The sequence below is a fragment of the Aeromonas sp. R10-2 genome, from assembly GCF_040908445.1.
GTDB lineage: Bacteria > Pseudomonadota > Gammaproteobacteria > Enterobacterales > Aeromonadaceae > Aeromonas > Aeromonas veronii.
Genome location: NZ_JBFODS010000075.1, coordinates 19502 through 45292 on the forward strand (window position 1 = coordinate 19502; position 25791 = coordinate 45292).

Consider the following 25791-nt stretch of genomic DNA (forward strand, 5'->3'; position numbering starts at 1 on the left):
GATAAAACACAAGGAGCGCATTATTGCAATGCGCTCCTCTTTAATTATTACAGGTTGCCGTCCAGGAACTCTTTCAGCTGAGTCTTGGACAGTGCACCGACCTTGGTCGCTGCCACTTCGCCATTCTTGAACAGCAAGAGGGTCGGGATACCACGAATGCCGTACTTGGGCGGAGTATCAGAGTTATGGTCGATGTTCAGTTTGGCTACGGTCACGCGACCTTCGTACTCTTGGGCAACTTCTTCCAAGATCGGGGCAATCATCTTGCACGGACCACACCACTCGGCCCAGAAGTCGACCAGAACGGCGCCATCGGCTTTGATTACATCTGCCTCGAAGCTGGCATCGCTCAGCTGAACAATCTTGTCACTCATCTCCAACTCCAGTCAGTAATTAAGGCTTTATTGACATATCAACAAAGGCAATAGTTGCCCTATTTGAAATGATCCTGTTTATTATTGCAAGCCTAACCTGATAACCTACCGCCATGAGCAAAACACACTTAACGACCGACAAATTCGCCCAAATGGGCCTCGAACCCGAAGTTCTGGCTGGTCTGGAATCAAAGGGATTTCACTATTGCACGCCCATCCAGGCACTGTCTCTGCCACTGCTGGTAGAAGGTCATGACCTCGCCGGTCAGGCCCAGACAGGAACCGGCAAGACCATTGCCTTCCTGGCCGCGACATTCAACTATTTGCTGACTCACCCGCTGACCAAGCCCCGTCTGGTTAACCAACCCAGAGCCATCATCATGGCACCCACCCGGGAGCTGGCAGTACAGATCTATAACGATGCCGACAGCATCGCCGCCTCTACCGGCCTGAAACTCGGCCTCGCCTACGGCGGCGAAGGTTACGACAAGCAGCTGGCCGTGCTGGAGCAGGGTGTCGACATCCTGATCGGCACCACTGGCCGCATCATCGACTACTTCAAGTCCAAGGTGATCGATCTGAGCAACATTCAGGTCGTGGTACTGGACGAAGCGGATCGCATGTTCGATCTGGGCTTCATCAAGGACATCCGCTTCCTGTTCCGCCGCATGCCGCCCGCGACCGAGCGTCTGAGCATGCTGTTTTCCGCAACCCTCTCCCTGCGCGTGCAGGAGCTGGCCTACGAACATATGAACCACCCGGAACATGTGCAGGTAGAGCCGGAGCAGATGACCGGCGTGCGGATCAAGGAGGAGCTGTTCTACCCCTCCAATGAAGACAAGATGTTGCTGCTGCTCTCCCTGATGGAAGAGGAGTGGCCGGAAAAAGCGATCGTCTTCGCCAACACCAAGCATGTCTGTGAAGACGTTCACGCCTGGCTGGAAAACGACGGCCATCGCGTCGGTCTGCTGACCGGTGATGTGCCACAGAAGAAGCGGATGAAGATCCTCGAGGATTTCACCAAGGGTGCGCTCGATATTCTGGTCGCCACCGACGTGGCCGCCCGTGGTCTGCACATCCCTGACGTGACCCACGTCTTCAACTATGACCTGCCCGACGACGCCGAAGACTATGTACACCGTATCGGTCGTACCGGTCGTGCCGGCAAGAGCGGTCACTCCATCAGCCTGGCCTGTGAAGACTATGCCTTCAACCTGCCGGCCATCGAGGAGTACATCCACCATGCCATTCCGGTCAGCAAGTACGACCGTGAAGCGCTGCTGGATGACGTGACCCCGCCGAAACGGGTGTTCCGCAACCGTCAGCCGGTGAACCGCAACATGCGGGATCGTCAGGGCGGTGGCAACAGCAACAACCGTCGTCGTCCGCCGCGCAAGAGCTAAGGACAGGCCCAGTTGCACAACTCGCCTCTCTATGCCGCTATCGACCTCGGCTCCAACAGCTTTCATATGCTGGTGGTGCGCGAGGTCGCCGGTGCCCTGCGCACCGTCGCCAAGGTCAAGCGCAAGGTTCGCCTCGCCGCCGGGCTCGATCCGGAATTTCGTCTCAGCCGTGCCGCCATGGAGCGGGGCTGGGACTGTTTGCGTCTCTTCTCCGAACAGTTGCAGGACATCCCGGCCGACAATATCCGGGTGGTGGGCACCGCCACCTTGCGGCTTGCCACCAATGTCGACGAGTTCCTCAGCGAAGCGGAACGGGTGCTCAACCACAGCATCGAGATCATCTCGGGCGAGGAAGAGGCCAAGACCATCTATGAAGGGGTCTCCTGGACCTCTGCCGGGGAAGGCAACCGACTGGTGATCGACATCGGCGGTGCCAGTACCGAACTGGTGATCGGCGAACATAGCGAAGCAAAACTGCTCAATAGCTTGCACATGGGCTGCGTCACCTGGCTCAATAATCACTTTGGTGATGGCGAGCTCTCCGAAGCCCGTTTCGAGCAGGCGATTGCTGCCGCCAAGGCGGTGCTGGAGAAGGTGGCGGAAGATTACCGCGCCCTCGGCTGGCGCACCTGCGTCGGCGCCTCCGGCACGGTGCAGGCGCTGCAAGAGATCATGCTGGCGCAAGGGAAGAGCGAGCGGGTCACCCTGCCGAAACTGCAGGAGCTGATGGGTCAGGCCATCGCCTGCGGCAAGCTCGACCGGCTGCAACTGGAAGGGCTGGCGGCCGAGCGGCTGACCGTGTTCCCCTCCGGCCTCGCCATCCTGATCGCCATCTTCGAAACCCTCGATATCGAGAGCATGACCCTCGCGGGTGGCGCCCTGCGTGAAGGACTGATCTACGGTCTGCTTGGCAACAATCACGACTGTGATGCCCGGGATCGCACCGCCGACAGCCTGATCAGCCGCTATCAGCTGGATAAAGAGCACGCCGAACGGGTGCGCGATACCGCCGTCGAGGCGTTCAACCAGCTGCAACCGGCCTGGCGACTCTCCAAACGCTACGGTCGCCCAATCTTGCGTTATGCCGCCCTGCTGCACGAGATCGGCCTCTGTATCGAATACAAGAAGGCGCCGCAACACGCCGCCTACATCATCGACAACATAGACATGCCGGGCTTTACCCCTGCGCAAAAGAAGCTGTTGTCGGCCCTGCTGTTCAACCAGCGGGACGAATTCAAGCTGGAACCACTGGAGAAACAGGGTGCAGTCACCGGTCGTCAGGCGATCCGGCTGGCCCGTATCCTGCGCATCGCGCTGATCCTCTGCATGCGCCGTACCCAGGGCACAGTGCCCAGCTTCACCCTGCAGGCAGAAGAGGAGTCACTGACTCTGACCCTGCCCAAGGGCTGGATGGATGAACACTACCTGCGCGCCAGCGAGCTGCGCTTTGAAGTGGAACGCCAGCAGAAGATGGGCTGGCCGACCCGCGTACAGGAAGCCTGACTCAGCAACCTGCCTGTTTTGGAGCCGATCATGCCAGATTATCAACCCATCAGCTGCGATCTCTACGACTGGCTCGAAATTGCTGCCAGCTGGCAACTACCGGTGACCCTCACCAGCCGCGATGATCGCCAATGGGATGACAAGATCCGCACTATCGAAGCCAGCGAAGGGGTCGAGTATCTGCTGCTGCACAGTGGCGAGCGGCTCAGTCTGGCGGATCTGGCGACCCTGCGCCTGAACTGGCAAGGGGAAGAAAAGCTGATCCGCTTCTCGCCAACCAACTGAATCCAATACGAAAAAGGAGGGCCAACATGACGTTGGCCCTCCTTTTTGCATCTGCGGCTCACACCGGCCGTTAACCCGCTGCCAGCGCCGCCATCACATAGACATCGAAGCGGTTGCTCTTGGTTTCGATGGCCATGCTGGGCTTCTGTTCATTGAGCCAGCCGGCGTAGTCGGGGCGTTTCACCACCACCCGCTTGTTCGCCATCTTGAGCGCGGCAGGCAGCAGGGCATCCGCATCAAGATCCGGCCCCACCAGCGACTGGAACACCCGCATCTCCTTTTTCACCAGCGCCGACTTCTGCTTGTGGGGGAACATGGGGTCGAGGTAGATCACCTCGGGCCGCTCCGGCAGCGCCAGCAAGTTGTCCACCGCCGGGCCTTGCAGCAGGTGCATCCGCTCGCTGACCCAGGGGCCAATCTCGGGATCCTGTGCCGCCCGCACCAGCCCGTCCTGCAACAGAGCAGCCACCACAGGGCTGCGTTCGATCAGGGTCACCTTGCAACCGAGAGAGGCGAGTACGAAGGCATCGCGCCCCAGCCCGGCGGTAGCATCCACCACGGTTGGTGTGGCACCGGCCTTGAGCCCCACCGCCTTGGCGATGGATTGACCGCGACCGCCACCAAACTTGCGACGATGTGCCACCGCCCCTTCCACGAAGTCCACATAGACGGCACCCAGCTTGGGCTCGTCCAGCTTGCGCAGTTCCAGTCTATCTTCAGTCAGTACCAGCGCAAACGGAGCCGGAAACTCCACGTCGGCAAGGCGTAAACGCAGGGCGTCGAGCTCGCCATCACGGGCGGGGACTTCACTGAAAACCTGAATATGGGGCATAGGAGACAGACTCATGGCACGTACAGAAGCGGCCATGATAACAGAAGCGGTGGATCAGCTCACGACAGTGAGGTTCATCCCCTGACGGTTGAGAGCGAGGTAATCAATGAGATCGTCATAGGCCAGCGGGCGGCTGAGCAGATAACCCTGGGTGAAGGCACACCCCTTCTGGCAGAGGAAGTTGAGCTGCTCGCGGGTCTCAACCCCCTCGATCACCACCTGCATGCCCAGGTTGTGCACTATGTTGATGATGCCGTCGAGCAACATCCTATCCTGCTCGTTGAAGGGGATATGGCGCACGAAGGAGCGGTCGATCTTGACCAGATCGACCGGGAAGGTGCGCAGATAGTTGAGGGCCGAGTAGCCGGTACCGAAATCGTCGATGGCCAGCTTGCAGCCCGCCTCGCGCAGGGCATCGATCCGCACTCTGTGCTGATCGCTGCTCTCCATCAGCAGAGATTCGGTGATTTCGATGACGATGTCGGCAGGATCGAGCCCGAAGTGCTGGATCACCTTAAGCCACTCACTCGCCTCGGGGTCGATGGTCTGGAACTCCATGGTGGAGCGGTTGATCGACATCTGCAGATCAGGGAAGCCGGATTGCTGCAACCGCGCCAGATCCCGGCACGATTGCCACAATACCAGCGCACCCAGCCCCTGAATCAATCCCGCCTCTTCCGCCAGCGGAATAAACTCGGCAGGGGATACCTGCCCCCAGTGGGGGTGATACCAGCGCACCAGCGCCTCCAGCTTGGCGACCCGTCCGCTGCGATTGTCCCAGATGGGCTGGTAGGCCATGGTCAGCTGCTCCAGCTTGATCGCTTCGGCCAAATCCTGCTGCATCTGGTGGCGCTGGCGCACCTCTTCCCGCATGGATGAGCAGTAGGCACCGAGCAACCGTCCCTGTCGCTTGGCCGCAAACAGCGCCTGTTCGGCATTGCGCAGCAGCTCGTCGCTCTCGCTGCCATCGACCGGACAGAGAGTCATGCCGATGGTCGCGGTCACATAGAGGTGCTGGTTAGCCAGCATAAAGGGCCGGGCGAAACTGCCGATCACCTGCTTGGCAAACACCTCGGCCTGACGGCGGGTGACGATGCCGGGCACCAGGAACGCGAACTCGTCGCCACCGATGCGGGCCACCAGATCTTCGGTGCGCACCCGGCTCACCAGTCGATCCGACACCTCCCGCAGCAGGGCATCGCCAGCATGGTGATCCATGCTGTTATTGACCGCCTTGAAGTTGTTGAGGTCGAGCACCATGAGCGCGAAGCGCTCGCCCCGCTCGCAGAAGCGGGTGAGGCAGCGGCCAAACAGCCAGCGGTTGGGCAGGCTGGTAAGGTTGTCGTAGTTGGCCTGGGTCGCGATCTTCTGCTCGGCCACCTTGGTCTGGGAAAGATCGCTGAAAATGGCGATATATTGCTGGATTTTGCCAGCTTCGCGCAGGGTGCTGATCATCAGCTGCTGCGGATAGAGCTTGCCGTTCTTGCGCTTGTTCCACACTTCGCCACGCCACACCCCCACCCGCTCCAGCGCGTGGTACATGTCGGCATAGAAGGTCTGATCGTGCAGCCCGGACTTGAGCATGCTGGGACGCTGGCCCCGCACCTCGTCGCTGCTGTAGCCAGTGATCTGCTCGAAGGCCGGGTTGACCGAGATGATGCGGCTGTCGGCATCGCACACCAGAATGGCCTCGGAGAGGTTGTCGTAGACCCGGTGAGAGAGCTTGAGCTGCTCCGCATGACGCTTGAGGGGATCGATATTCTCCAGCAGCACCATCAGGTAGTCCGGCTGCTGCTGCTCGTCGCGGATCAGGGTGACAGTTACCCGCCCCCACAGGATCTCGCCCCCCTTGCAGAAGTAGCGCTTCTCCTGGGTGAAACTGCTGCGCTCGCCGCGCCGGATCTCTTCGTAGCACTCAAGGCTGCGCTGCCAATCCTCCGGGTGATTGATGTCGGAGATGGAGCGATGAAGCAGCTCGTCGAGGGGATAACCCAGCATCTTCTCGATGGCCGGGTTGGCCCAGAGAATACGGCCGGTGAGATCGAGTTTGCCGATCCCCACCGGGGCCTGAAACAGCATGCTCTGCAGCACATGAGGGGTATCAGGCAAGAGTTGCGGCAGCTGGCGTTGCAGCATCAGCGCCAGTTCGCGACCGGCCAGCGGCCCCAGTAACCGGAGCAGCCCCATCACCTTGGTCATTTTGGCCTGCGGCTGACGATAGAGCAGACAGCAGATACCTATGGTCTCGCCATCCGCATCCTTGAGGGCGATCCCGGCGTAGGCCTGGGCTTGCCACGCATCGGCAAGCGGCATCGCGGGGAATAGCTGCAACAGACGATCGCTGAACCAGGCTTCCCCCTCCTGCCAGGTAACGGCATCGGGAGAGTCAGTGATTGGCAGTGTCAGGGTATCGGGGTCAAGAGAGGAGGGATGGGCAGCCTGAACCGTCAGGTGGGTAGCATTTGATTCCCTGCTGGCGATCAGGACGACATCAGCCATCACAGCAGCGGCGATTTCACTCACAAAGGTATCGAAATATCCCTGGCCGCTCGAATGAGCCAGACTTGAGATGATTTGATAGACGGAATCGAGTGCTCGCCTCATGGCAAGTGGCTTTCTCTCCTTGAAGGTTAGAACACGACTCTACTGAAGAGCCGTGAGCAGTGCAAATATGCAATCAGCAAGATATTAAAAAGCCTTGAAAAAAGGGACCAAAAGGTCCCTTTTTGTCGCAGAAATCACGACTCGATCCCACTATGCCGCAAAACAGTGTACCTGCATGAAGCTCACACAGGCGGCGGGTCAGGAATCTCAGGCGGCGATCCCGCTATGTCGCAGCAGTGCATCCACCTTGGGCTCACGACCACGGAAGGCTCGGAACAGCTCCATCGGCTCCTTCGAGCCTCCCTTCTCCAGAATATTCTTCAGGAAGGATTGGCCGGTCGCCGGGTTGAAGATCCCCTCCTCCTCGAAGCGGGAGAAGGCATCGGCAGAGAGCACCTCGGCCCACTTGTAGCTGTAGTAGCCCGCCGCATAGCCGCCCGCGAAGATGTGGGAGAAGCTGTGCTGGAAGCGATTGAACGCCGGTGGCGTCATCACTGCCACCTGACTGCGTACCTCATCCAGCAGCGCCGGAAGCTGCGCCGGATTGGCCGGGTCAAACTCCTGATGGAGACGGAAGTCGAACAGAGCGAACTCCAGCTGGCGCAGCATCTGCATGGCCGCCTGGAAGTTGCGGGCGGTCAGCATCTTCTCCAGCAGATCGGCAGGCAGCGGCTCGCCGGTCTCGTAGTGGCCGGAGATAAAGGCCAGCGCCTCGGACTCCCAGCACCAGTTCTCGAGGAACTGGCTCGGCAGCTCCACCGCATCCCAGGCCACGCCGTTGATACCGGCGACACCGGCCACGTCGATGCGGGTCAGCATGTGGTGAATGCCGTGACCGAACTCGTGGAACAGAGTGACCACTTCGTTATGGGTGAACAGTGCCGGTTTGCCATCCACCGGGCCGTTGAAGTTGCAGGTCAGGTAGGCCACCGGCTTTTGCAGTGAGCCATCCTGACGATAGCGACGACCCAGGCAGACATCCATCCAGGCGCCGCCCTGCTTGTGCTCGCGGGCGTAGAGGTCGAGGTAGAAGCTGCCGCGCAGCTCATCCTCGGCATCGAAGATATCGTAGAAGCGCACGTCAGGGTGCCAGGTGTCGATGCCGAGGCGCTCGCGCACCTTCATGCCGAACACCCGCTTCACCACCTCGAACAGTCCCTTCACCACCTTGCTGGCGGGGAAGTAGGGGCGCAACTGCTCGTCGGAGATGGAGAACTTGTGCTGCTTGAGCTTCTCGGCGTAGTAGGCGAGATCCCAGGCGGCCAGCTCACTCTGACCATGCTGCTCGGTGGCAAATGCGCGGATCTCCTCCAGCTCGGCTTTGCCTTGCGGCAGGGATTTGGCCGCCAGATCGGTGAGGAAGCTCACCACCTGTTCGGTCTTGTCCGCCATCTTGGTCGCCAGCGACAGCTCGGCATAGTTGGCAAAGCCCAGCAGCTGGGCCAGTTCGCGGCGCAGGGTGAGCAGCTCGCTCATGATGGCGGAGTTGTCCCACTTGCCCGCATTGGGGCCCTGATCGGAGGCGCGGGTGGTGAAGGCCTCATACATCTCGGCGCGCAGCTCGCGGTTGTCCGCGTACATCATCACCGGCAGGTAGGAAGGGATATCCAGAGTGAACAGCCACCCCTCTTTGCCTTTAAGTTCAGCCATCTGACGGGCAGCGGCACGCACGCTGTCGGGCAGACCGGCCAGTTCGGCTTCATCGGCCACCAGCTTGTGCCAGCCCTGGGTGGCATCCAGCACGTTGTTGCTGAAACGGGATGCCAGCTCGGAGAGGCGGGCCTGAATTTCGCCGTAGCGCTGCTGCGCCTCGGCAGGCAGACCGATGCCGGAGAGGCGGAAGTCACGCAGGGTATTCTGGATCTCCTTGCGCTGGGCACCGCTCAGCAGCGGGAAATCATCGCTCTGGGAGAGGGCCAGATAGGCCTGATAGAGCCCTTCATGCTGACCGACATAGGTCTGGAATTCGGAGAGCAGCGGCAAGCAGGCGTCATGGGCCTCGCGCAGCGCTTCGCTGTTGAGTACGGAGTTGAGGTGGCTGACCGGTGACCAGATCCGTGACAGACGGTCATTTACCTCTTCCAGCGGGGCAATCAGGCTATCCCAGGTATGGGGATCACGCTGGGCCAGCACATCGCTGATCTTCTGCTTGCAGTCAGCAATCGCCTGCATCACGGCAGGCTGAACCTGCTCCGGCTTGATCTGGCTGAAAGGGGGCAGTGAATCCATTGTCAGCAAAGGGTTATTCATCCCGGTTACCTCTTGTTTGGTCTTGAACAGACCGCTTTAGCAGCTCTGTATGGCTTTCTAACATGTGGCCAAGCCACGCAATAATCAAGCGGGAATCCGCCGCAACCCTGTACTTTTCCAGCCATTGCGACCCGGATCTCTGCCGTTGCTGCAGTTTTGCCATCAACAGCCAGTAACAGGATGAATCTGTGGGCCTTTTTTGGCTCTTATCGCTACTTTCAAGGGGCAAAAAGCCGCCATTTACCGGCGCCACAGCTGCCAGCCAAGTACCCTCATGCTCAATCATGGAAACGGATAAAATGTGGGGGCGTGTAACAAATTATCAATATTTTTCAGTTAATTAGAATCAAAACCAACTATTGATTAATTTATTTTCAAGCATCTATCATAGGCAACCTGCCATGCAGGTCACTTGATTCTCTGTGCTGCACAGAAATCGGGTGAAAAAGGCAAAGTGACCCGAAAGGGCGCGACGCAAAGCCACCGGTCTAAGGGAAAACACCTATGACAGCGGGGCTGCCCCCGGGGACGTCCGATCACAATCGACGCCCCATTTGCACCGTACGGAGAGACGATGAACAAACTCAAATTATCCCTGCTTGGCTGCCTGCTCGGCATGGGCGCCCCCATGGCATATGCCGCCAGTGCCGGTCAGGCGATGGTCAACCCCCAGTCCGGCGTAGTAGTCGGCTATTGGCACAACTGGTGTGACGGCTCGGGCTACAAGGGCGGTATCGCCCCCTGCGTCAAGCTCGATCAGGTCAACCCGCAATACAACGTGGTCGATGTCTCCTTCATGAAGGTCTATGGCAGCGATCCCATCCCCACCTTCAAGCTCGACCCGGCCATCGGCATGAGCGAAAGCCAGTTTATCGAGCAGATTGCCGAGCTGAACCGTCAGGGCCGTGCCGTGCTGCTGGCGCTGGGCGGTGCCGATGCACACATCGAGCTGCGCAAGGGTCAGGAGCAGGCCTTTGCCGACGAGATCATCCGTCTGGTGGAGACCTATGGCTTCGACGGGCTGGATATCGATCTGGAACAGGCCGCCATCACCGCCGCCGACAACCAGACCGTGATCCCGGCGGCTCTGCGTCTGGTCAAGGATCACTACCGCGCCCAGGGGAAAAACTTCCTCATCACCATGGCGCCGGAGTTCCCCTATCTGACCCAGACTGGCGCCTACATCCCCTATATCCGCAATCTGGAAGGCTACTACGACTGGATCAACCCCCAGTTCTACAACCAGGGTGGCGACGGTATCTACATCGATGGCATCGGCTGGATTGCCCAGAACAACGATGCCCTGAAAGAAGAGTTCATCTACTACATGGCGGATTCGCTGAGCAACGGAACCCGCGGCTTCTACAAGATCCCCCATGACAAGCTGGTGTTCGGCATTCCGACCAACATCAACGCCGCCGCCACCGGCTATGTGCAGGATCCGCAGAAGCTCTACAACGCCTTCAACCGCCTGAAGAGCGAGGGACAACCGCTGCGTGGCGTGATGACTTGGTCCATCAACTGGGACATGGGCCGCAACGCCGCCGGTCAGTCCTACAACGAATCCTTCATCAAGAGCTACGGCCCCTTCATCCACGATCAGGAGATCACGCCCCCGGTCGACAACGGCAAGCCGGTGTTCAGCGGCCTGAGCGATACCCGCATCAAGCAGGGTACCGCCTTTGATCCGCTGGCAGGTGTCAGCGCCAACGACAAGGAAGATGGCGACCTGACTGGCCAGATCCAGGTAGAAGGCTCGGTAGACAGCCAGCGCATCGGCCTCTACCCCCTAACCTACAAGGTGAGCGATCGCGACAACAACGTCACCGAGCAGGTACGCACCATCGAGGTCTACAGCATGAAGCCGGTGTTCAGCGGTGTTACCGACACCACGCTGGAACTGGGTACCGCTTTCGATCCGATGACCGGCGTCAGCGCCCATGATGAAGAAGATGGCGACCTGACCGCCCAAATCAAGGTCAGCGGCAGCGTCGACAGCAGCAAGGTCGGCCGCTACACCCTCACCTATCAGGTGAGCGACAGCGCCGGTCAGCAGGTAACCCAGCAGCGCAACGTGACCGTCAGGGAGCAGGGCGCCGTCTGTGAAAACAGCTGGGATGCCAAGAAGGTCTACGTGGGCGGCGACATCGTCAGCCACAACGGCAAGAACTGGCTGGCAAGCTGGTGGACCCAGAACGAAGAGCCGGGCACCACGGGTGACTGGGGCGTCTGGCGCGTACAGGGCGACAGCGACTGCGGCGGGACAACGCCACCCGCCGAAGGCAGCAGCGACTTCACTGTCAGCGCCATGGGTTCCGACTACACCATAGTTAACGGTCAGGTCTCCATCCGCTTCAACATCACCACCGCCAACCCGGTGCAGATCTCTGCCACGCTGGAGCAGAACGGCCACAGCTATGGCAACACCACCAGTCTGGTGAACGGCACCAGCGCGCTGGTTTTGCAGGGCAGCAATGTGACCGATGGCAGCTATGAAGTAGTGATCAACGGTCTGGCAGATGGCCAGCAGCCGGTGGTACAGCGCTTCTCGGTTGCGCTGACCGAAGAGAGCAGCGGCGGTGGCGAGGGTGACTACCCGGCCTACGCCCCCAACACCAGCTATCAGGCCGGTGATCGGGTCAGCAATGCCGGTGGCAACTACGAGTGCAAACCCTGGCCCTACAGCGGCTGGTGTGGCGGCTCGACCAGCCACTATGCACCGGGTACCGGCTCTGCCTGGAGCGATGCCTGGATCAAGCTCTGACCTTGCCCCAACCACTAACGGGGGCTGACAGGCCCCCGCCCATATCCTGCCCGTCGGCCACGCTGCCGATGGGCAGGATGCACTGACCCGGACGGGTTAGCCCCTCTCTTTTACATGCTTGCCAACCACCAAAAAACGTCCAACAACAACCAAGATAAGGAAATCACCATGCCAAGAACCACCAAGCTTGCCACCCTGCTCGGTCTGCTGCTGTCGGCCCATGTCGTGGCCGATGAACGCGAACAAGCCTATTTCAAACAAACCTATCAGGAGCACTACGAGCAGATGACGGCGCGCCTCGCCGCGCTGCATCAGAGTGCGGCTGACGAGCAGAACGTGATCATCAAGGATGGCAAGCGCCACCTTGCCATCAACGGCCTGCTCTACCCGCTGACAGCGGATAACCACATCCTGTTCGATCTGCCCAAACCCCACTTTTTCGACGAAACAGCCATTCGTAACGTCTTTGATTTCTTCGATGAGGAGTGGGAGCTGACCTGGTACGACGGTGGGGTCGTAGCAGTCAACAAACGCTTTGGCAACTATGACTACGGCAACGGCTGTCTGCTGGAGTACTTCCCCCACGGCCAGATCCAGAATGGCGAACGCACCCGGGTGGTGATGGAGACCAGCTCCTGCAGCGTCAACTCGTTTGCCACCTCGCTGCAATATCTGGACAAAGGCGAGGAGCTGACGGCCGACCAGCTGAGGCTGGACGCCAGCCTGATCACGGCGGTCGAGCGCTATCAGGATCGGCTCTATGTCAGCCAGAACGGCAATCCGGGCCATGTGGCCATTATCGATATCCCGAGCCGCCAGCAGATTGGCGAGATCCGCGGCACAGCAACCGGCAGTGCCACGGCCTACAACCAGGTCAGTGAACTGTTTGTCCGCAACAACCTGCTCTACGTGGTCTCGCGCTACTCGCACCGGGTCGATATCTTCGATCTGGCCGATGAACATCGCCATGTCACCACCCTGGGAACCGGTCGGGATTCCGGCAGCAACAGCCTGCACCGCGCCCAGGCCGTCTTTGCCAATCAGGATTACGTGCTGGTGGCCGATGCGCTGAGCGAGATCAAGGTCTACCGCCAGCAGGATGTGACGCCGGAGAACAGCTTCAAGACCCCCATCGCCGGTCGGCTCGCCTTTGAAGGAAAATACAGCCACCGTCTGGTGCAACTCCATCAGGTGGGTGACTATCTCCTGGCCCATACCGCCGGCAAAAACTACTACATCTATGACTTGCGCAAACTGGCTGATGCCATCGCCAGCAACACACTGCTGGCGCCTGAGCAGGTGATCGCAGACAGCAATCTGCAAAAAATCGACATGGATGGCGATCGGCTGGTGGTGAACTTCAAGGACCGCATCGAGTGGCATGATGCCGATACCCTGATCGCCAACGACTTTCAGTTCAAGAACCCGACTTTTACTGTCCGGGAGATCAACCAGCAGCCCGTGGCGGCGCTGAAAGATCTCCAGCTGGCGGGCTCGGCGCTTGTCACCGCCAACGAGCGCGGCCTGGGTTTCAACCAGCTGCTGAGCAAGGAGATCAGCTTCACGGCCGACGAGCAGTTGCCGGCTCGCCCGCTGATCTTCGATCAGCTGATGCCGGCCACAGTCAGCTACATACTGCGCAATGACGAACCCTACGAGGTGCTGATCGATCGCGCCCAGCGTTCGGTCAACATCAATTCGCTGGTCAAGACCGAGCTGCTTGATAACGACACGGTGCGCATCACCAACTATGCCGCCAGAGAGCTGCATGACATCAATATCGAGTCACGCCTGAACGGTATCAACAAGTGGCTGATCCTGGGCCAGCTCGATCGCCTGCCCGCCTATGCCCAAATCACCCTGCCACTGAGCGCCTTTGGCGAGCAGGGACGCTTCAACAGCGCCAGCCGCGATGGCGTGTTTGATCTCAACAACCTGCTCGACAACAGCATCAATCTGCCTGCCCAGTTCGAGCACAGGTTCAGCTCCAACTCGGATCCGTTTGCCCAGAAGCTGGCACGCCTCAAGCCAAGCTGGAACGTGCGCTTCGCCACCAACACCAGCGGCTCCTGGCGCCCCATCAATGCCCTCTACGCCCGCGAGTGGCTGATCATCGCCACCAACCTGGCCTACATGGTCTCGACCGAGGAGTTCAAACACGTCTGGTACAACTTCAAGGCGGTGAACGGCTACGAGATGTTCGGTAATGGCGGCAACAGCTATGTGCCGAACGGGATCTTTACGGCCGCCGATTATGACTACTACTACCACAGCCTGATGAAGCGCCCCTACCTCAACCTGGGGATCACCGCCATGGGGGGCGGGCTGGGGAGTGGTGGCATCACCGGGGTCGATACCTTTAACTTTGTCAGCCACTACTACGGCGGCTGGGGCATCATTGCCCACGAATTTGGCCACGGCTTCGATGGGAAGTCCTACAGCCATGAGAGCGCGTTTGCCCGTGGCAGCCACGGCTGGCATCCCCTGATGACGGGTATGGCCAACTACCATATCCGCAAGGGCGACCTGCCCTATCTGGACGATGATCTCAACGGTTTCCACAAGCCGGAAAACGACATCTATCGCTACAACTCGGTCAGCCAGGGGGCTCGCAAGCACCGCGCTGACAGCCACATGTACTATACCGACCACTACTTCATGCAATTCTCCACCATGCCGCAAGGCTGGGTAGCCAACGGCAGCGACTTCAGTGCCGGGCAGCTGGCGGCCCTGACCAATCAGGAGCGACTGCTGATGGGCTGGATCCCCAAGGAGTCGGAGAAAGGCAATCTCTGCCGGTTCACCTTCCAGGATGACGAACAGTACTACGGCTACGTCGAACAGCGGGCTGATGGTCTGCTCTGTGATGCCGGATCCCTGATCCGTTATCGTCAGCCCGATGGCCAGTTTGTGCCGCTGGTCTCGGCCATCAACCAGTTTGACTGGCTGTCACTCCACCACAAGGGCAAGCTGGATCAGCCAGTGCTGCACCAGAATGGTCGCCAGCTCTGCTACAAGAATGTGGCGGGCTTTTACGGTATCGGCTTCGTCAATGACAACAAACAGTGCACCCAGTTGCCCAACGTCTATCAGACCAATGGCAAGCACTGGCTGACCAGCTCCGGCTGGACCGGTCTGACCTACCTGAGCGGAGACTTCATCCTGCCCACGACCGGTAGCAGCAGTGACTTCACCGTCACCGATCTGGCGGCCGAATATCTCATCGTCAACGGCGCGATCGACTTCAGCCTGACGCTGACCACCGCCAACCCGGTGACCGTCACCGCGACCCTGTTGCAAGATGGCAATCCGGTCGCCACCGGCAGCGCCCTGATCGATGGTCAGGGTTCCCTGCAGCTGGCACAGTCTGGCCTAGCGGCTGGCAGTTACGAGCTGTTGCTGGCGGGCATGGCTGAGGGGAGCAAGCAGGGCTTCGAGCGCCGCTTCACCCTGGCGTTGGTGGAACAGGCACCGGGTGGTGACAGTGACGGTGGTAACGGCAGCTACCCGACCTATGTTGCGGGCACCGCTTATCAGAGTGGCGAACGGGTCAGCAATGCCGGTGGCGACTACGAGTGCAAACCCTGGCCCTACAGCGGCTGGTGTGGCGGCTCGACCGGCCACTATGCACCGGGTACCGGCAGCCACTGGAGCGATGCCTGGATCAAGCTGTAATCATCCGCTCGTGACCAAAAGAGAGCCATAACGACAGAGGGGAGCCATCGGCTCCCCCTCTCGTTTATCTCTTCAACCCGGCTTAACGGGCATCTTCCTTCAGCCACTGCGCTACGCGCTTGGCGAAGTAGGTGAGGATGCCATCGGCCCCGGCCCGCTTGAAGCAGAGTAGAGACTCCATGATGGTCTCCTTCTCTTTCAGCCAGCCGTTCTGGATCGCCGCCATGTGCATGGCGTACTCACCACTCACCTGATAGGCAAAGGTCGGCACGCCGAACTGATCCTTCACCTGACGGATCACGTCCAGATAGGGCATGCCCGGCTTGACCATCACGCTGTCAGCCCCTTCCTGAATATCCAGCGCCACTTCGTGCAGGGCTTCGTTGCTGTTGGCCGGGTCCATCTGATAGGTGGCCTTGTTGCTCTTGCCAAGGTTGCCGGCAGAGCCAACCGCGTCGCGGAACGGGCCGTAGTAGCAGGAGGCGTACTTGGCGGAGTAGGCCATGATCTGGGTGTTGATGAAGCCGTTCTCTTCCAGCGCAGCGCGGATGGCGCCGATGCGGCCATCCATCATGTCGGACGGCGCGACTATATCGACCCCGGCTTCGGCGTGGGAGAGTGCCTGCTTGATCAGGATCTCGGTGGTGATGTCGTTCAGCACATAGCCTTCGTCATCTATGATGCCGTCCTGACCGTGGGTGGTGAACGGATCGAGCGCCACGTCGGTGATGACCCCCAGCTCCGGGAAGCGGGCCTTGAGGGCACGCACGGTACGCTGGGCCAGTCCATTCGGGTTGTAGGCCTCTTCCGCCATCAGGCTCTTGCTCTCCAGCGGGGTCACCGGGAACAGGGCAATGGCAGGCACGCCCAGCTCCACCAACTCGGCAGCCTCTTCCAACAGCAGATCGATGGAGAGACGCTCTACCCCCGGCATGGAGGGAACGGCTTCCCGACGGTTCTCCCCCTCCAGCACGAACACCGGATAGATGAGATCGTTGACGGTCAGTACGTTCTCGCGCACCAGACGACGGCTGAAATCATGTTTGCGCAGACGGCGCAGGCGGCGGCCCGGAAAGGCGCCCGGAAGAGTTGTAGCCATGAATCACTCCTGGAGAGGAAGTTGGAAGAACGCGGCGGAGGTGGCCCGGGTATGGGCCAGCAAGGCCTCGGGCGCTTCACCACGACAGGCCGCCACCACCTGGGCGATGTGCGGCAAAAAAGCAGGTTCGTTGCGTTTCGGGCGCGGTTTCAGATCTCGCGGCACCAGATAGGGGGCATCGGTCTCGATCATCAGCCGACCGGCCGGAATACGCGCTACCTGTTCGCGCAGCAGCTGACCACGGCGCTCATCGCAGAGCCAGCCGGTCACCCCGATATGCAGCCCCAGCGCCAGACACTCGTCCAGCTCCTCGTCGGAGCCGGTGAAGCAGTGCAGCACGGCACCCGGCAGCTTCGGCAACCAGGGACGGAGGATCTCGATAAAACGGGCGTGGGCATCGCGGCAGTGGAGAAACACCGGCATCCCGAGCTCGGCAGCCAGCGCCAGCTGGGCGTCGAATACCGCATCCTGCACCGGACGGGGGGAGAAATCGCGGTTGTAGTCGAGACCGCACTCGCCGATGGCGACCACCTGCGGCAAGGCTGCCAGTTCGCGCAGGGCGGGCAGGGTCGCCGCATCGACACTCTTGGCGTCGTGGGGATGGACCCCGGCGGTGGAGAAGCAGTAGCCCGGCCAGCGGGCGGCCAACTCAGCGCTCTCGCGGCTGCCGTCCAGATCGGTACCGGTGAGGATCAGCGCCTCCACTCCGGCGGCACGGGCACGGGCCACCAGCTCAGGTTGTTCACCGACGAACTGGCTGCTGGTCAGGTTTAAACCGATATCGATCATGGGATGAGACGTTCCGAACAAAAGGAATACATATCAGGTAATTGAAAACCATCTACCGAATGGGGTCTTACCATACGCCTCGAACGGGAGCATGAAAAGAGGAAGGGAGCCTCAGCTCCCCTCGTTCTGCTATTCCTGCGGACGTCGTCATCCTCTCGCCGTCCGGCAAACAGGTGACGAACAGAGCCTCAGCTCTCCCCATCCGGTTGTTCCTGTTGTTCCTCATCCTCTTTCTTCACGTAGAAGCGGGCGAAGAACAGACCTATCTCCCACAGCGCCCACATCGGGATGGCGAGCAGGGTCTGGGAGAAGACATCAGGCGGCGTCAGCAGCATGCCGACCACAAACACCCCGACAACGACGTAGGGACGTTTCTCCTTCAGCTTTTGCGGTGTGGTCACGCCGGTCCAGCAGAGCAGTATGGTCGCCACCGGAATTTCGAACGCCACCCCGAACGCGAAGAACAGGGTCAGTACGAAGTCCAGATAGCTGGCGATGTCGGTCGCCACCGTCACCCCGGCAGGGGCGGTACTGGTGAAGAAACCGAACACCAGCGGGAACACCACGTAGTAGGCGAACGCCATCCCCGCATAGAACAACAGGGCACTGGAGACCACCAACGGCATGATCAGGCGCCGCTCATGCTGGTACAGACCGGGGGCGATAAAGGCCCAGGCCTGATAGAGCAGATAGGGGATCGCCACGAAGAAGGAGACCACCAGCGTCAACTTGATCGGCGTCAGGAAGGGGGTCGCCACATCCGTCGCTATCATGCTGGTCCCTTCCGGCAGCTGGCTGAGCAGCGGCTGGGCCACGAAGTCGTAGATGTTGTTGGAGAAGTAGATCAGCGCCAGAAACACCACGAGGATGGCGGTAATGGAGCGCAGCAAGCGGGTTCTCAGCTCAACCAGATGGCTGATCAGGGGTTGTTCGGCCTGACTCATGGCTTCACCTCCCCTTTTACTGCAGAGTCGCTGACTGGCACCGGCTCGCTCTCCCGCTGGCTGTTAACCGGCGGCACGTCGTGGCTCAGTTGCACCGCAGGCTCCACCGGCGTGACAGGGTCAGCCTGGGCGACCGGCTCGGGGCGCGGCGGACGGATCTCGTTCTCCACCTGATAGGGGCGATTGACCGACTGGGCCGCCGCTTTGAGCTGTTCGATGGACTCCTGCAGCTCGGGGCTCAGGTTGCTCATCTGCAACTGTTCGGCCTTCTTGAGGTCGTTATGCAGCTCTTGCAACTTGAGCTCCTGCTCCAGCTCGGACTTGACCGAGTTCGCGGTCGAACGAATGAGGCGGATCCAGTGGGTAGCCGTGCGGATGGCAACCGGCAGCCGCTCGGGCCCCAGTACCACCAGTGCTACCACACCGATAACGACCAGCTCCCAAAAACCGATATCGAACATGGCTTAGGCCTGGTCTTTGTCTTTCTGTTTGGCGGTCTCACTGCTCTGAGTGGCCGCTTCGTTCAGCTGTTTCGGGGGAAACTCGGCATCTTTCTGCTCGGCCTTGGCATCAGCCGGCTCGTCGGAGAGGGCTTTCTTGAACCCTTTGACCGCCGCGCCCAGATCACCGCCAATGCCGCGCAGTTTCTTGGTACCGAACAGCAGCACGACGATGACTGCGATGATCAACAATTGCCAAATACTGATACCACCCATGATTTTCTCTCCAGAACAGGCGCCTGACGGCGCGGTTGTTGATTAATGGGAACGGGTTCGCAACCAGCCGACCAGCCAGCAGAGGGCTGCACCGGCGAGACTGGCTTGTCCCCACTCAATGTGTTGTTTTTGGGTCAGCAAGAATACACCCGCCAATAGCAGGCTGGCTCCAACCCCTAAGAGGTAGCGGGCCTGCCCCTGCCGACGGCTGTGACGGCGGAACTCGGCAAACATCTGGTCGAAATGACGCTGCTGATGACGAGTCTGACGCAGAGTCTCATAGACCAGCTCCGGCAGCTCCGGCAGCTTCTCCGCCCAGAATGGCGCCTTCTCCTTGATGGCGTTCAATACCGACTTGGGCCCTACCTGTTCGTGCATCCAGTTTTCGAGGAACGGCTTGGCGGTCTGCCACAAATCGAGCTGCGGGTAGAGCTGACGCCCCAACCCTTCCACATAAAGCAGGGTCTTTTGCAGCAGCACCAGCTGCGGCTGCACCGTCATATGGAAGCGACGCGCGGTGTTGAACAGGTTGAGCAGCACGTGACCAAACGAGATCTCGGAGAGCGGCTTCTCGAAGATGGGCTCCAGCACGGTGCGAATGGCGAACTCGAACTCGTCCACCTTGGTGTCTGCCGGTACCCAGCCCGACTCCACGTGCAGCTCCGCCACCCTACGATAGTCTCGGTTGAAGAAGGCAAGGAAGTTCTCCGCCAGATAGCGTTTGTCTTCCCGATTGAGGGTACCGACGATGCCGCAGTCGATGCCGATCCAGAGCGGGTTTTCCGGGTGTTCGTAAGAGACGAAGATGTTGCCCGGGTGCATATCGGCGTGGAAGAAGCTGTCGCGGAACACCTGGGTGAAGAACACCTCCACCCCGCGCTCGGCCAGCAGCTTCATGTTGGTACCGTTGGCCTCCAGCGCCGGTATATCGGAGACCGGAATACCGTAGATCCGCTCCATCACCAGCACCTGCTCGCGGCAGAGGTCGGTAATGATTTCAGGCACATAGAGCGCATCGGAGCCGGTGAAATTGCGCCGTAGCTGGATGGCGTTGGCCGCTTCGCGCATCAGATTGAGCTCGTCGAGGATAGTCTTGCGATACTCCTCCACCACCTCGATGGGGCGCAGCCGCGCACTCTGGGGCACAAAACGGGCAACCAGACGGGCCAGCGCCTGCATCAGTCTCAGGTCGGCCTCGATGACAGGCTCGATGTCGGGACGGATCACCTTGATGACGATCTCGCGGCCACTCTCCTTCAGGCGGGCAGTATGCACCTGCGCGATGGAGGCCGACGCCAGCGGCGTCTCGTCGAAGTCGTCAAACAGGGTTTCGATGGGACAACCCAGGCTCAGCTCGATCTGCTGGCGCGCCGCCTGACCACAGAAGGGGGGCACCCTGTCTTGCAGCAGGGCCAGCTCCTCGGCGATATCCGGCGGCAGCAGGTCGCGGCGGGTCGAGAGCATCTGGCCAAACTTGATGAAGATGGGGCCAAGAGCCTCGAAGGCGAGGCGAATGCGGGCACCGCGGCTGAGATCCGGTTGCTTGTTCTTGAGCCAGAACAGGGAGCGACGGGCCAGACGACCCGGCCAGGGTTGATAGCGGGCGGGCACCAGTTCATCGATGCCCTGCTCCAGCAGGATGGTGATGATGCGATAGAGGCGTTTGAACTCCTTCGGGGTCATCAGGTCACCTGCTGTTCGAAGCGGGCCAGCCGCAGTTCGACGGCCTTGAGCTGCTGGGCCAGCACCTCGACGTCATCGTTGAAACTCGCCACTTCCAGCGGGCCGGGGGCTAGGCGGGCCTCTTCGGTCAGATATTCCGCCAGCTGGCTGCGGGTGCGGCACAGCTCGCGGCCGACCAGACGACGCGCCTGACGGGCACCGCTGAACAGGGTGTGGGCCAGCACGTCGCCGGTATAGCGCGACAGCTCCTCTTCCCAGTCGATATCCAGCTCACCCAATAGCACGCTGAATGCCTGTACCAGCTGGGGATCACCGCTCAGATCCAGCTTCTCCTCGCGGATATAGCGGGTCAGAGCGGACGGGTCTTTCAGCAGACCGAGGGCGGTCAGCGACAGGCTGAGCACCGCATCGGCCTCCCCTTCATGCTGGGCCAGCACATCCAGCCGACGCTCGGAGAAGACAAACCAGAGCGGCTTGAGTTCACGCAGCTCCAACTTGAGCACCTTGCCCACCAGTTTGCGCAGCCGCTCCGGGCTCTGTTTGTCCAGCGCCAGCAACTGGTTGAGGCTGGTTTCGATCACCGCGGTGACCATGGCATCCATCGGCATAGGCAACCTTAAAACTTGTAACCGCGGTGCAGGGCGACCACACCCTGAGTCAGATTGAAGTACTCCACCTGCTCGAAACCGACATTTTCCATCATGCCAGCCAGGGTTTGCTGATCCGGGTGCATACGGATGGACTCTGCCAGATATTTGTAGCTTTCACTGTCGTTCGCGACGATTTCGCCCATTTTCGGCAGCAGTTTGAAGGAGTAGAGGTCATAGAGCTTGGCGATCACTTCACTGACCGGCTTGGAGAACTCCAGCACCAGCAGACGGCCACCCGGCTTGAGCACCCGGAACATGGAGGCGAGCGCCTTGTCCTTGTCGGTGACGTTGCGCAGGCCGAAGCCGATGGTAATCACATCGAAGTGGTTATCCGGGAAGGGGAGCGCCTCGGCATTGGCCTGCACGTAGGAGACGTTGTTGGCGACCCCCAGATTGCGCAGCTTGTCGCGGCCCACTTTCAGCATGGAGTCGTTGATATCTGCCAGTACCACCTGGCCGGTCTCGCCGACGATGCGGGAGAACTTGGCGGTCAAGTCACCGGTACCACCGGCCAGATCCAGCACCTTCTGGCCCTTGCGCACACCGGAACAGTCGATGGTGAAGCGCTTCCACAGGCGGTGGATGCCGAACGACATCAGATCGTTCATCAGATCATACTTGGCTGCCACCGAATGGAAGACACCTGCTACCAGAGTTTCCTTCTCGGTCGCGGCCACGGTTTTAAAGCCAAAATGCGTTGTCGTTGCTTGTTCTGACATCCCTTAAACACCCATAGAGCAAAGAATGGCCGCCAGTTTACCAGAGCCACTGGCGTCCGGACACCTTAAACCCGGCTCGCAACCAACTGCATGCCCAGCACCACCATGGCCAGACAGAGGAAGAGATTGAGACCGATATTGAGCAGCGCTTTCAGATAGGCTCCATGTTGAGCCAGCACTACCGTATCGAGGGCAAAGGAAGAGAAAGTAGTCAGGGCACCGAGGATCCCCACCATCAGCAGCGGCTTCATCGGGTGTTCTACCACATGACCATGACTGATGAGGGCAAATGCCACCCCCATGATGAAAGAGCCCACCACGTTGACCACCAGAGTCCCGTAAGGAAAGTGGCGCCCCAGCAGCAAGGCCATCAGTTCGGCAATCCCAAAACGAAGGCAGGCGCCGATGGCGCCCCCTGCAGCAACATAAAACCAGGTTTGCATGGTGTCACTCCCTCAGGGTCAGGCCGCCATTATGTCGCAATGGCGGCCCTTGTGCCCAGAGGCGGAACTAATCGACATCAAGCCTGATTGAAATCTCAGCGGCGAAAATCGATGGGCTCTGGCTGACCCAGCACGATTTCGGTCTGGGCCGGGCGGGTCTGGGCAATCACCTTGCCGTGGCGGATCGAGTAACGCACCGGCACCTGACGGCGCACCGCATCGAAGCCGTTGTCGGCAGGCAGGATCAACAGGTTGGCCGGTTTGCCCACCTCTATGCCATAACGATCCTGCACGTTCAGGGTGCGGGCGCTGTGGCTGCTGATCAGCTTCAGACCGTCGTTGATCTGCTCGTAGCCCATGATCTGGCAGACATGCAGCCCCATGTGCAACACCTGCAACATGTTGGCGGTGCCCATGGGGTACCAGGGATCGAACACGTCGTCGTGACCGAAGCAGACGTTGATGTTCGCCTCCAGCATCTCCTTCACCCGGGTAATGCCGCGGCGTTTGGGATAGGTATCGAACCGCCCCTGCAGGTGAATGTTCACCAGCGGATTGGCCACGAAGTTGATGTCCGCCATCTTGAGCAACCGGAACAGGCGGGACGCATAAGCGCCGTTGTAGGAATGCATGGCAGTAGTGTGGCTGGCGGTGACTCTATGGCCGATACCGCGCGCGTAGGCGAGAGTTGCCAGCGTCTCGATGAAACGGGACTGCTCGTCATCGATTTCGTCACAGTGCACATCGACCAGAACCTGATACTTCTCGGCAAGATCGAAGATGTAGTGCAGACTTTCGACGCCATATTCCCGGGTAAACTCGAAATGGGGAATAGCACCGATTACATCAGCCCCCAGCTTGAGCGCCTCCTCCAGCAATGCCTTGCCATTGGGGTAGGAGAGGATCCCCTCCTGCGGGAAGGCGACGATCTGCAGCTCCACCCACTCCTTCATCTCTTCCCGCACTTCCAGCATCGCCTTGAGCGCGACCAGATTGGGATCGGAGACATCGACGTGAGTACGCACAAACTGGATGCCGTTGGCGATCTGCCACTTCAGCGTCTGGATGGCACGCTGTTTCACATCCTCATGGGTCAGCAGCGCCTTGCGCTCAGCCCAACGCTCGATCCCCTCGAACAGGGTGCCGGAGAGATTCCAGCTCGGCTCGCCCGCCGTCTGGGTGGTATCGAGGTGAATATGGGGTTCAATAAAGGGGGCGATCGCCAAACCGCCCTCCCCGTCCAGCACCCGACCGGCGACGGCATGCTCGTTATGGGGTTCGATGGCGGTGATGACCCCATCCTGACAGCGGATCTGCCACAACCCTTCCCGATCGGCCAAACGAATATGTTGAATCAGCATTTGCTAGCTTCCTGTACCAGAACCGGCCGCTGGGTGAGGCGAACCAGAATGAAATAGGTGAAGGCGGCGCCCAATACCGCGTTGAGTGGCACTATGCCCGGCAGCCACTTGCCGACAGCTACCCCGACTGCCGTTGCTACCAGCGCCTGCCAGCGCACCGTCTCGAACTGCTGATCGGCAAATTGACGGTAACGCTCACGATTGAGCAGGAAATCCATGATGATAATGCCACCGATCGGCGGAATTGCCGTACTCAAAAAGGCCAGCCAGCCGACAAAGTTGTTGTAAAGCCAGAGGGCACAAGCCGTACCGATGAGGCCGTTGATCACGCTGAGTGGCTTGCTCTTGAGACCGGTAATGTTGGCAAAACCGAGGCCGGAGGCATAGAGCGCGTTGTCGTTGGTAGTCCAGATATTGAGGCCCAGCACCAGAATGGCGGGGATCAACAGCCCCTGCATCAGCATCACTTCCGAGATATCGGCCTGACCGGTCACGGCCGCACCGGCAGCACCGAAGACGAACATTAGCGTGTTGCCCAAAAAAAACGCCACCATGGTAATCATGACGGCGCCCCAGGGTTTGCGACCAAAGCGAACAAAGTCGGCGGTCAGGGTTCCTGCACTGATAAAGGAACCGACCACCATGGTCAGCGCCGTAGTGAACTCGATGGGATTGCTTGGTTGTACCTGCTGCAGTGCAGCCATGCCACCGGTCGAGGTCACCGCCAGCCAGACCGAGTAGCCACCGAGCAGTGCAATGGCCGGTACGGCCACAAAGCTCAGCACCATCAGAGCAGAGATCCCGAAGTAGACGGTCACCGTCATCAAAATGCCCGAAATGGCGATCAGCCAGTTCACATCTATGCCGGTCGCCTTCTGCACCGGCAGGGCAAACATCGCCACGCCCACGCCAAACCAGCCGACCTGAGTACCGCCGAGCAGCAGGGATGGCAGCCAGGAACCTTTCACCCCAAAGGAGTAACGAGCCAGCAGATGGGTAGAGAGGCCGGTTGAGGCACCGATATAACCGAGACAAGCAGTGTAGATCCCCAGCAGCAAGTTGCCGAGCAGTACCGCCTTGATGAAGTCATCGAACACCAAGCCGGTGCCCAGCGCACCACCGGTCCACATGCTGGCAGAGAAGAAGGTCAGGCCTAGCATCACCAGCATCAGCGAAAGCACACCTTTGCGCCCTTTGGCGGGTACCGCCCCCAAACAGTATTCGTTATCCTGCGCCATGCTCTCTCTCCACGTAATAGGCAAAACGCGCCGGATTTTACATGTAAAACGTTTTACGTCAATCAATCATGGTTAAATCTCTGGATAAAACCATCAATAGCAGTCAAATGAGTAACACATTAGGACTCAAACCAGCAGATAAACAGTGTCGACTGCAAGCAGAGGGGGTTGCGGGAATGGGAATGTAAGGGGATATCACAAAAATGACAGATGCAAAAAAGCCTCCCTTTTCAGGGAGGCTTTCTATTTAATGGTGCTGATACCCAGAATCGAACTGGGGACCTCATCCTTACCAAGGATGCGCTCTACCGACTGAGCCATATCAGCACACTAACCGGTAAAGACCACGCTGGGCGTAATCTTGAAATTGGGTGCCTGGCAGTGTCCTACTCTCGCATGGCGAATGCCACACTACCATCGGCGCTACCGCGTTTCACTTCTGAGTTCGGCATGGGATCA

General features: G+C 59.8%; 20 protein-coding genes, 1 tRNA gene and 1 riboswitch. Of the genes, 5 read left to right on the forward strand and 16 right to left on the reverse strand.

What is annotated here, in order from left to right:
* Positions 1–47 precede the first annotated feature (47 nt).
* A complete protein-coding gene (trxA, locus tag AB5Y97_RS15190) occupies positions 48–374 on the reverse strand; it encodes a thioredoxin TrxA (protein WP_005339416.1) in 327 nt (108 codons plus the stop codon).
* A gap of 113 nt (positions 375–487) precedes the next feature.
* Between trxA and rhlB the strand changes: the two genes are divergently transcribed.
* Genes rhlB through AB5Y97_RS15205 form a run of 3 tightly spaced genes read left to right on the forward strand, consistent with a single transcriptional unit; the run spans position 488 to position 3565 of the window.
* Positions 488–1777 carry an ATP-dependent RNA helicase RhlB gene (gene rhlB, locus AB5Y97_RS15195; protein WP_005339414.1) on the forward strand — a complete coding sequence of 430 codons (1290 nt, stop codon included), beginning with the start codon at positions 488–490 and terminating at the stop codon, positions 1775–1777.
* A 12-nt stretch (positions 1778–1789) separates the two neighbouring features.
* A complete protein-coding gene (gene gppA, locus AB5Y97_RS15200; protein WP_005355894.1) occupies positions 1790–3280 on the forward strand; it encodes a guanosine-5'-triphosphate,3'-diphosphate diphosphatase in 1491 nt (496 codons plus the stop codon).
* A 30-nt stretch (positions 3281–3310) separates the two neighbouring features.
* A complete protein-coding gene (locus AB5Y97_RS15205) occupies positions 3311–3565 on the forward strand; it encodes a Rho-binding antiterminator (RefSeq protein WP_368158351.1) in 255 nt (84 codons plus the stop codon).
* A 70-nt stretch (positions 3566–3635) separates the two neighbouring features.
* On the opposite strand, the gene AB5Y97_RS15210 is transcribed toward AB5Y97_RS15205, so the two are convergent.
* From AB5Y97_RS15210 to prlC, 3 genes are all read right to left on the reverse strand, one after another.
* Complete coding sequence (locus AB5Y97_RS15210) at positions 3636–4388, reverse strand: class I SAM-dependent methyltransferase (protein ID WP_368158366.1); 753 nt, start codon at positions 4386–4388, stop codon at positions 3636–3638.
* Between the two features lie 63 nt (positions 4389–4451).
* The gene (locus AB5Y97_RS15215; RefSeq protein WP_368158354.1) at positions 4452–7001 is read right to left on the reverse strand and encodes a putative bifunctional diguanylate cyclase/phosphodiesterase; all 2550 of its coding nucleotides are present in this window, start codon (positions 6999–7001) and stop codon (positions 4452–4454) included.
* 207 nt (positions 7002–7208) lie between these two features.
* Complete coding sequence (gene prlC / locus AB5Y97_RS15220) at positions 7209–9251, reverse strand: oligopeptidase A (RefSeq protein ID WP_368158357.1); 2043 nt, start codon at positions 9249–9251, stop codon at positions 7209–7211.
* Between the two features lie 438 nt (positions 9252–9689).
* Positions 9690–9775, forward strand: a riboswitch (cyclic di-GMP riboswitch).
* A gap of 50 nt (positions 9776–9825) precedes the next feature.
* Between prlC and AB5Y97_RS15225 the strand changes: the two genes are divergently transcribed.
* Together AB5Y97_RS15225 and AB5Y97_RS15230 are read left to right on the forward strand one after the other, a co-directional pair.
* Positions 9826–12015: an immunoglobulin-like domain-containing protein gene (locus AB5Y97_RS15225; RefSeq protein ID WP_368158359.1), complete on the forward strand. Its 2190-nt coding sequence runs from the start codon at positions 9826–9828 to the stop codon at positions 12013–12015.
* A gap of 168 nt (positions 12016–12183) precedes the next feature.
* Complete coding sequence (locus AB5Y97_RS15230; RefSeq protein WP_368158360.1) at positions 12184–15690, forward strand: hypothetical protein; 3507 nt, start codon at positions 12184–12186, stop codon at positions 15688–15690.
* Positions 15691–15772: 82 nt separating this feature from the next.
* On the opposite strand, the gene hemB is transcribed toward AB5Y97_RS15230, so the two are convergent.
* From hemB to AB5Y97_RS15290, 12 genes are all read right to left on the reverse strand, one after another.
* Positions 15773–16789 carry a porphobilinogen synthase gene (hemB, locus tag AB5Y97_RS15235; RefSeq protein ID WP_201948271.1) on the reverse strand — a complete coding sequence of 339 codons (1017 nt, stop codon included), beginning with the start codon at positions 16787–16789 and terminating at the stop codon, positions 15773–15775.
* Between the two features lie 3 nt (positions 16790–16792).
* On the reverse strand, positions 16793–17578 hold the full coding sequence (locus AB5Y97_RS15240; RefSeq protein WP_179902839.1) for a TatD family hydrolase: 786 nt from the start codon (positions 17576–17578) through the stop codon (positions 16793–16795).
* A 188-nt stretch (positions 17579–17766) separates the two neighbouring features.
* Positions 17767–18522 carry a twin-arginine translocase subunit TatC gene (tatC, locus tag AB5Y97_RS15245; RefSeq protein WP_201948272.1) on the reverse strand — a complete coding sequence of 252 codons (756 nt, stop codon included), beginning with the start codon at positions 18520–18522 and terminating at the stop codon, positions 17767–17769.
* Positions 18519–18983: a Sec-independent protein translocase protein TatB gene (gene tatB / locus AB5Y97_RS15250; protein WP_201948274.1), complete on the reverse strand. Its 465-nt coding sequence runs from the start codon at positions 18981–18983 to the stop codon at positions 18519–18521. The genes tatC and tatB overlap by 4 nt, the downstream gene beginning before the upstream one ends.
* 3 nt (positions 18984–18986) lie before the next feature.
* Positions 18987–19238, reverse strand: coding sequence for a Sec-independent protein translocase subunit TatA (gene tatA, locus AB5Y97_RS15255; RefSeq protein ID WP_005339385.1), 252 nt, complete (start codon positions 19236–19238; stop codon positions 18987–18989).
* A gap of 42 nt (positions 19239–19280) precedes the next feature.
* Positions 19281–20921 carry a ubiquinone biosynthesis regulatory protein kinase UbiB gene (ubiB, locus tag AB5Y97_RS15260; protein WP_201948276.1) on the reverse strand — a complete coding sequence of 547 codons (1641 nt, stop codon included), beginning with the start codon at positions 20919–20921 and terminating at the stop codon, positions 19281–19283.
* Positions 20921–21529, reverse strand: a complete 609-nt coding sequence (locus tag AB5Y97_RS15265; protein ID WP_005339380.1) for an SCP2 domain-containing protein — start codon at positions 21527–21529, stop codon at positions 20921–20923. The genes ubiB and AB5Y97_RS15265 overlap by 1 nt, the downstream gene beginning before the upstream one ends.
* An 8-nt stretch (positions 21530–21537) precedes the next feature.
* On the reverse strand, positions 21538–22290 hold the full coding sequence (ubiE, locus tag AB5Y97_RS15270; protein WP_005342396.1) for a bifunctional demethylmenaquinone methyltransferase/2-methoxy-6-polyprenyl-1,4-benzoquinol methylase UbiE: 753 nt from the start codon (positions 22288–22290) through the stop codon (positions 21538–21540).
* 65 nt (positions 22291–22355) lie between these two features.
* A complete protein-coding gene (crcB, locus tag AB5Y97_RS15275; protein WP_005339378.1) occupies positions 22356–22733 on the reverse strand; it encodes a fluoride efflux transporter CrcB in 378 nt (125 codons plus the stop codon).
* 95 nt (positions 22734–22828) lie between these two features.
* Complete coding sequence (locus AB5Y97_RS15280) at positions 22829–24094, reverse strand: cytosine deaminase (protein WP_201948277.1); 1266 nt, start codon at positions 24092–24094, stop codon at positions 22829–22831.
* Entirely contained in the window at positions 24088–25332 is a 1245-nt protein-coding gene (codB, locus tag AB5Y97_RS15285; RefSeq protein ID WP_042054700.1) for a cytosine permease, read from the reverse strand. The genes AB5Y97_RS15280 and codB overlap by 7 nt, the downstream gene beginning before the upstream one ends.
* 251 nt (positions 25333–25583) lie before the next feature.
* A tRNA-Thr gene (locus AB5Y97_RS15290) sits at positions 25584–25659 on the reverse strand.
* Positions 25660–25791: the final 132 nt, after the last annotated feature.

What these genes read in the sequence shown, in the direction of transcription:
- tatC (WP_201948272.1), bottom strand. Translation starts at nt 18,522, where the DNA reads ATGAGTCAGGCCGAACAACCCCTGATCAGCCATCTGGTTGAGCTGAGA.
- AB5Y97_RS15215 (WP_368158354.1), bottom strand. Translation starts at nt 7,001, where the DNA reads ATGAGGCGAGCACTCGATTCCGTCTATCAAATCATCTCAAGTCTGGCT.
- tatB (WP_201948274.1), bottom strand. Translation starts at nt 18,983, where the DNA reads ATGTTCGATATCGGTTTTTGGGAGCTGGTCGTTATCGGTGTGGTAGCA.
- prlC (WP_368158357.1), bottom strand. Translation starts at nt 9,251, where the DNA reads ATGAATAACCCTTTGCTGACAATGGATTCACTGCCCCCTTTCAGCCAG.
- AB5Y97_RS15225 (WP_368158359.1), top strand. Translation starts at nt 9,826, where the DNA reads ATGAACAAACTCAAATTATCCCTGCTTGGCTGCCTGCTCGGCATGGGC.
- AB5Y97_RS15280 (WP_201948277.1), bottom strand. Translation starts at nt 24,094, where the DNA reads ATGCTGATTCAACATATTCGTTTGGCCGATCGGGAAGGGTTGTGGCAG.
- hemB (WP_201948271.1), bottom strand. Translation starts at nt 16,789, where the DNA reads ATGGCTACAACTCTTCCGGGCGCCTTTCCGGGCCGCCGCCTGCGCCGT.
- trxA (WP_005339416.1), bottom strand. Translation starts at nt 374, where the DNA reads ATGAGTGACAAGATTGTTCAGCTGAGCGATGCCAGCTTCGAGGCAGAT.
- AB5Y97_RS15265 (WP_005339380.1), bottom strand. Translation starts at nt 21,529, where the DNA reads ATGCCGATGGATGCCATGGTCACCGCGGTGATCGAAACCAGCCTCAAC.
- codB (WP_042054700.1), bottom strand. Translation starts at nt 25,332, where the DNA reads ATGGCGCAGGATAACGAATACTGTTTGGGGGCGGTACCCGCCAAAGGG.
- AB5Y97_RS15230 (WP_368158360.1), top strand. Translation starts at nt 12,184, where the DNA reads ATGCCAAGAACCACCAAGCTTGCCACCCTGCTCGGTCTGCTGCTGTCG.
- tatA (WP_005339385.1), bottom strand. Translation starts at nt 19,238, where the DNA reads ATGGGTGGTATCAGTATTTGGCAATTGTTGATCATCGCAGTCATCGTC.
- rhlB (WP_005339414.1), top strand. Translation starts at nt 488, where the DNA reads ATGAGCAAAACACACTTAACGACCGACAAATTCGCCCAAATGGGCCTC.
- AB5Y97_RS15240 (WP_179902839.1), bottom strand. Translation starts at nt 17,578, where the DNA reads ATGATCGATATCGGTTTAAACCTGACCAGCAGCCAGTTCGTCGGTGAA.
- ubiE (WP_005342396.1), bottom strand. Translation starts at nt 22,290, where the DNA reads ATGTCAGAACAAGCAACGACAACGCATTTTGGCTTTAAAACCGTGGCC.
- ubiB (WP_201948276.1), bottom strand. Translation starts at nt 20,921, where the DNA reads ATGACCCCGAAGGAGTTCAAACGCCTCTATCGCATCATCACCATCCTG.
- crcB (WP_005339378.1), bottom strand. Translation starts at nt 22,733, where the DNA reads ATGCAAACCTGGTTTTATGTTGCTGCAGGGGGCGCCATCGGCGCCTGC.
- AB5Y97_RS15205 (WP_368158351.1), top strand. Translation starts at nt 3,311, where the DNA reads ATGCCAGATTATCAACCCATCAGCTGCGATCTCTACGACTGGCTCGAA.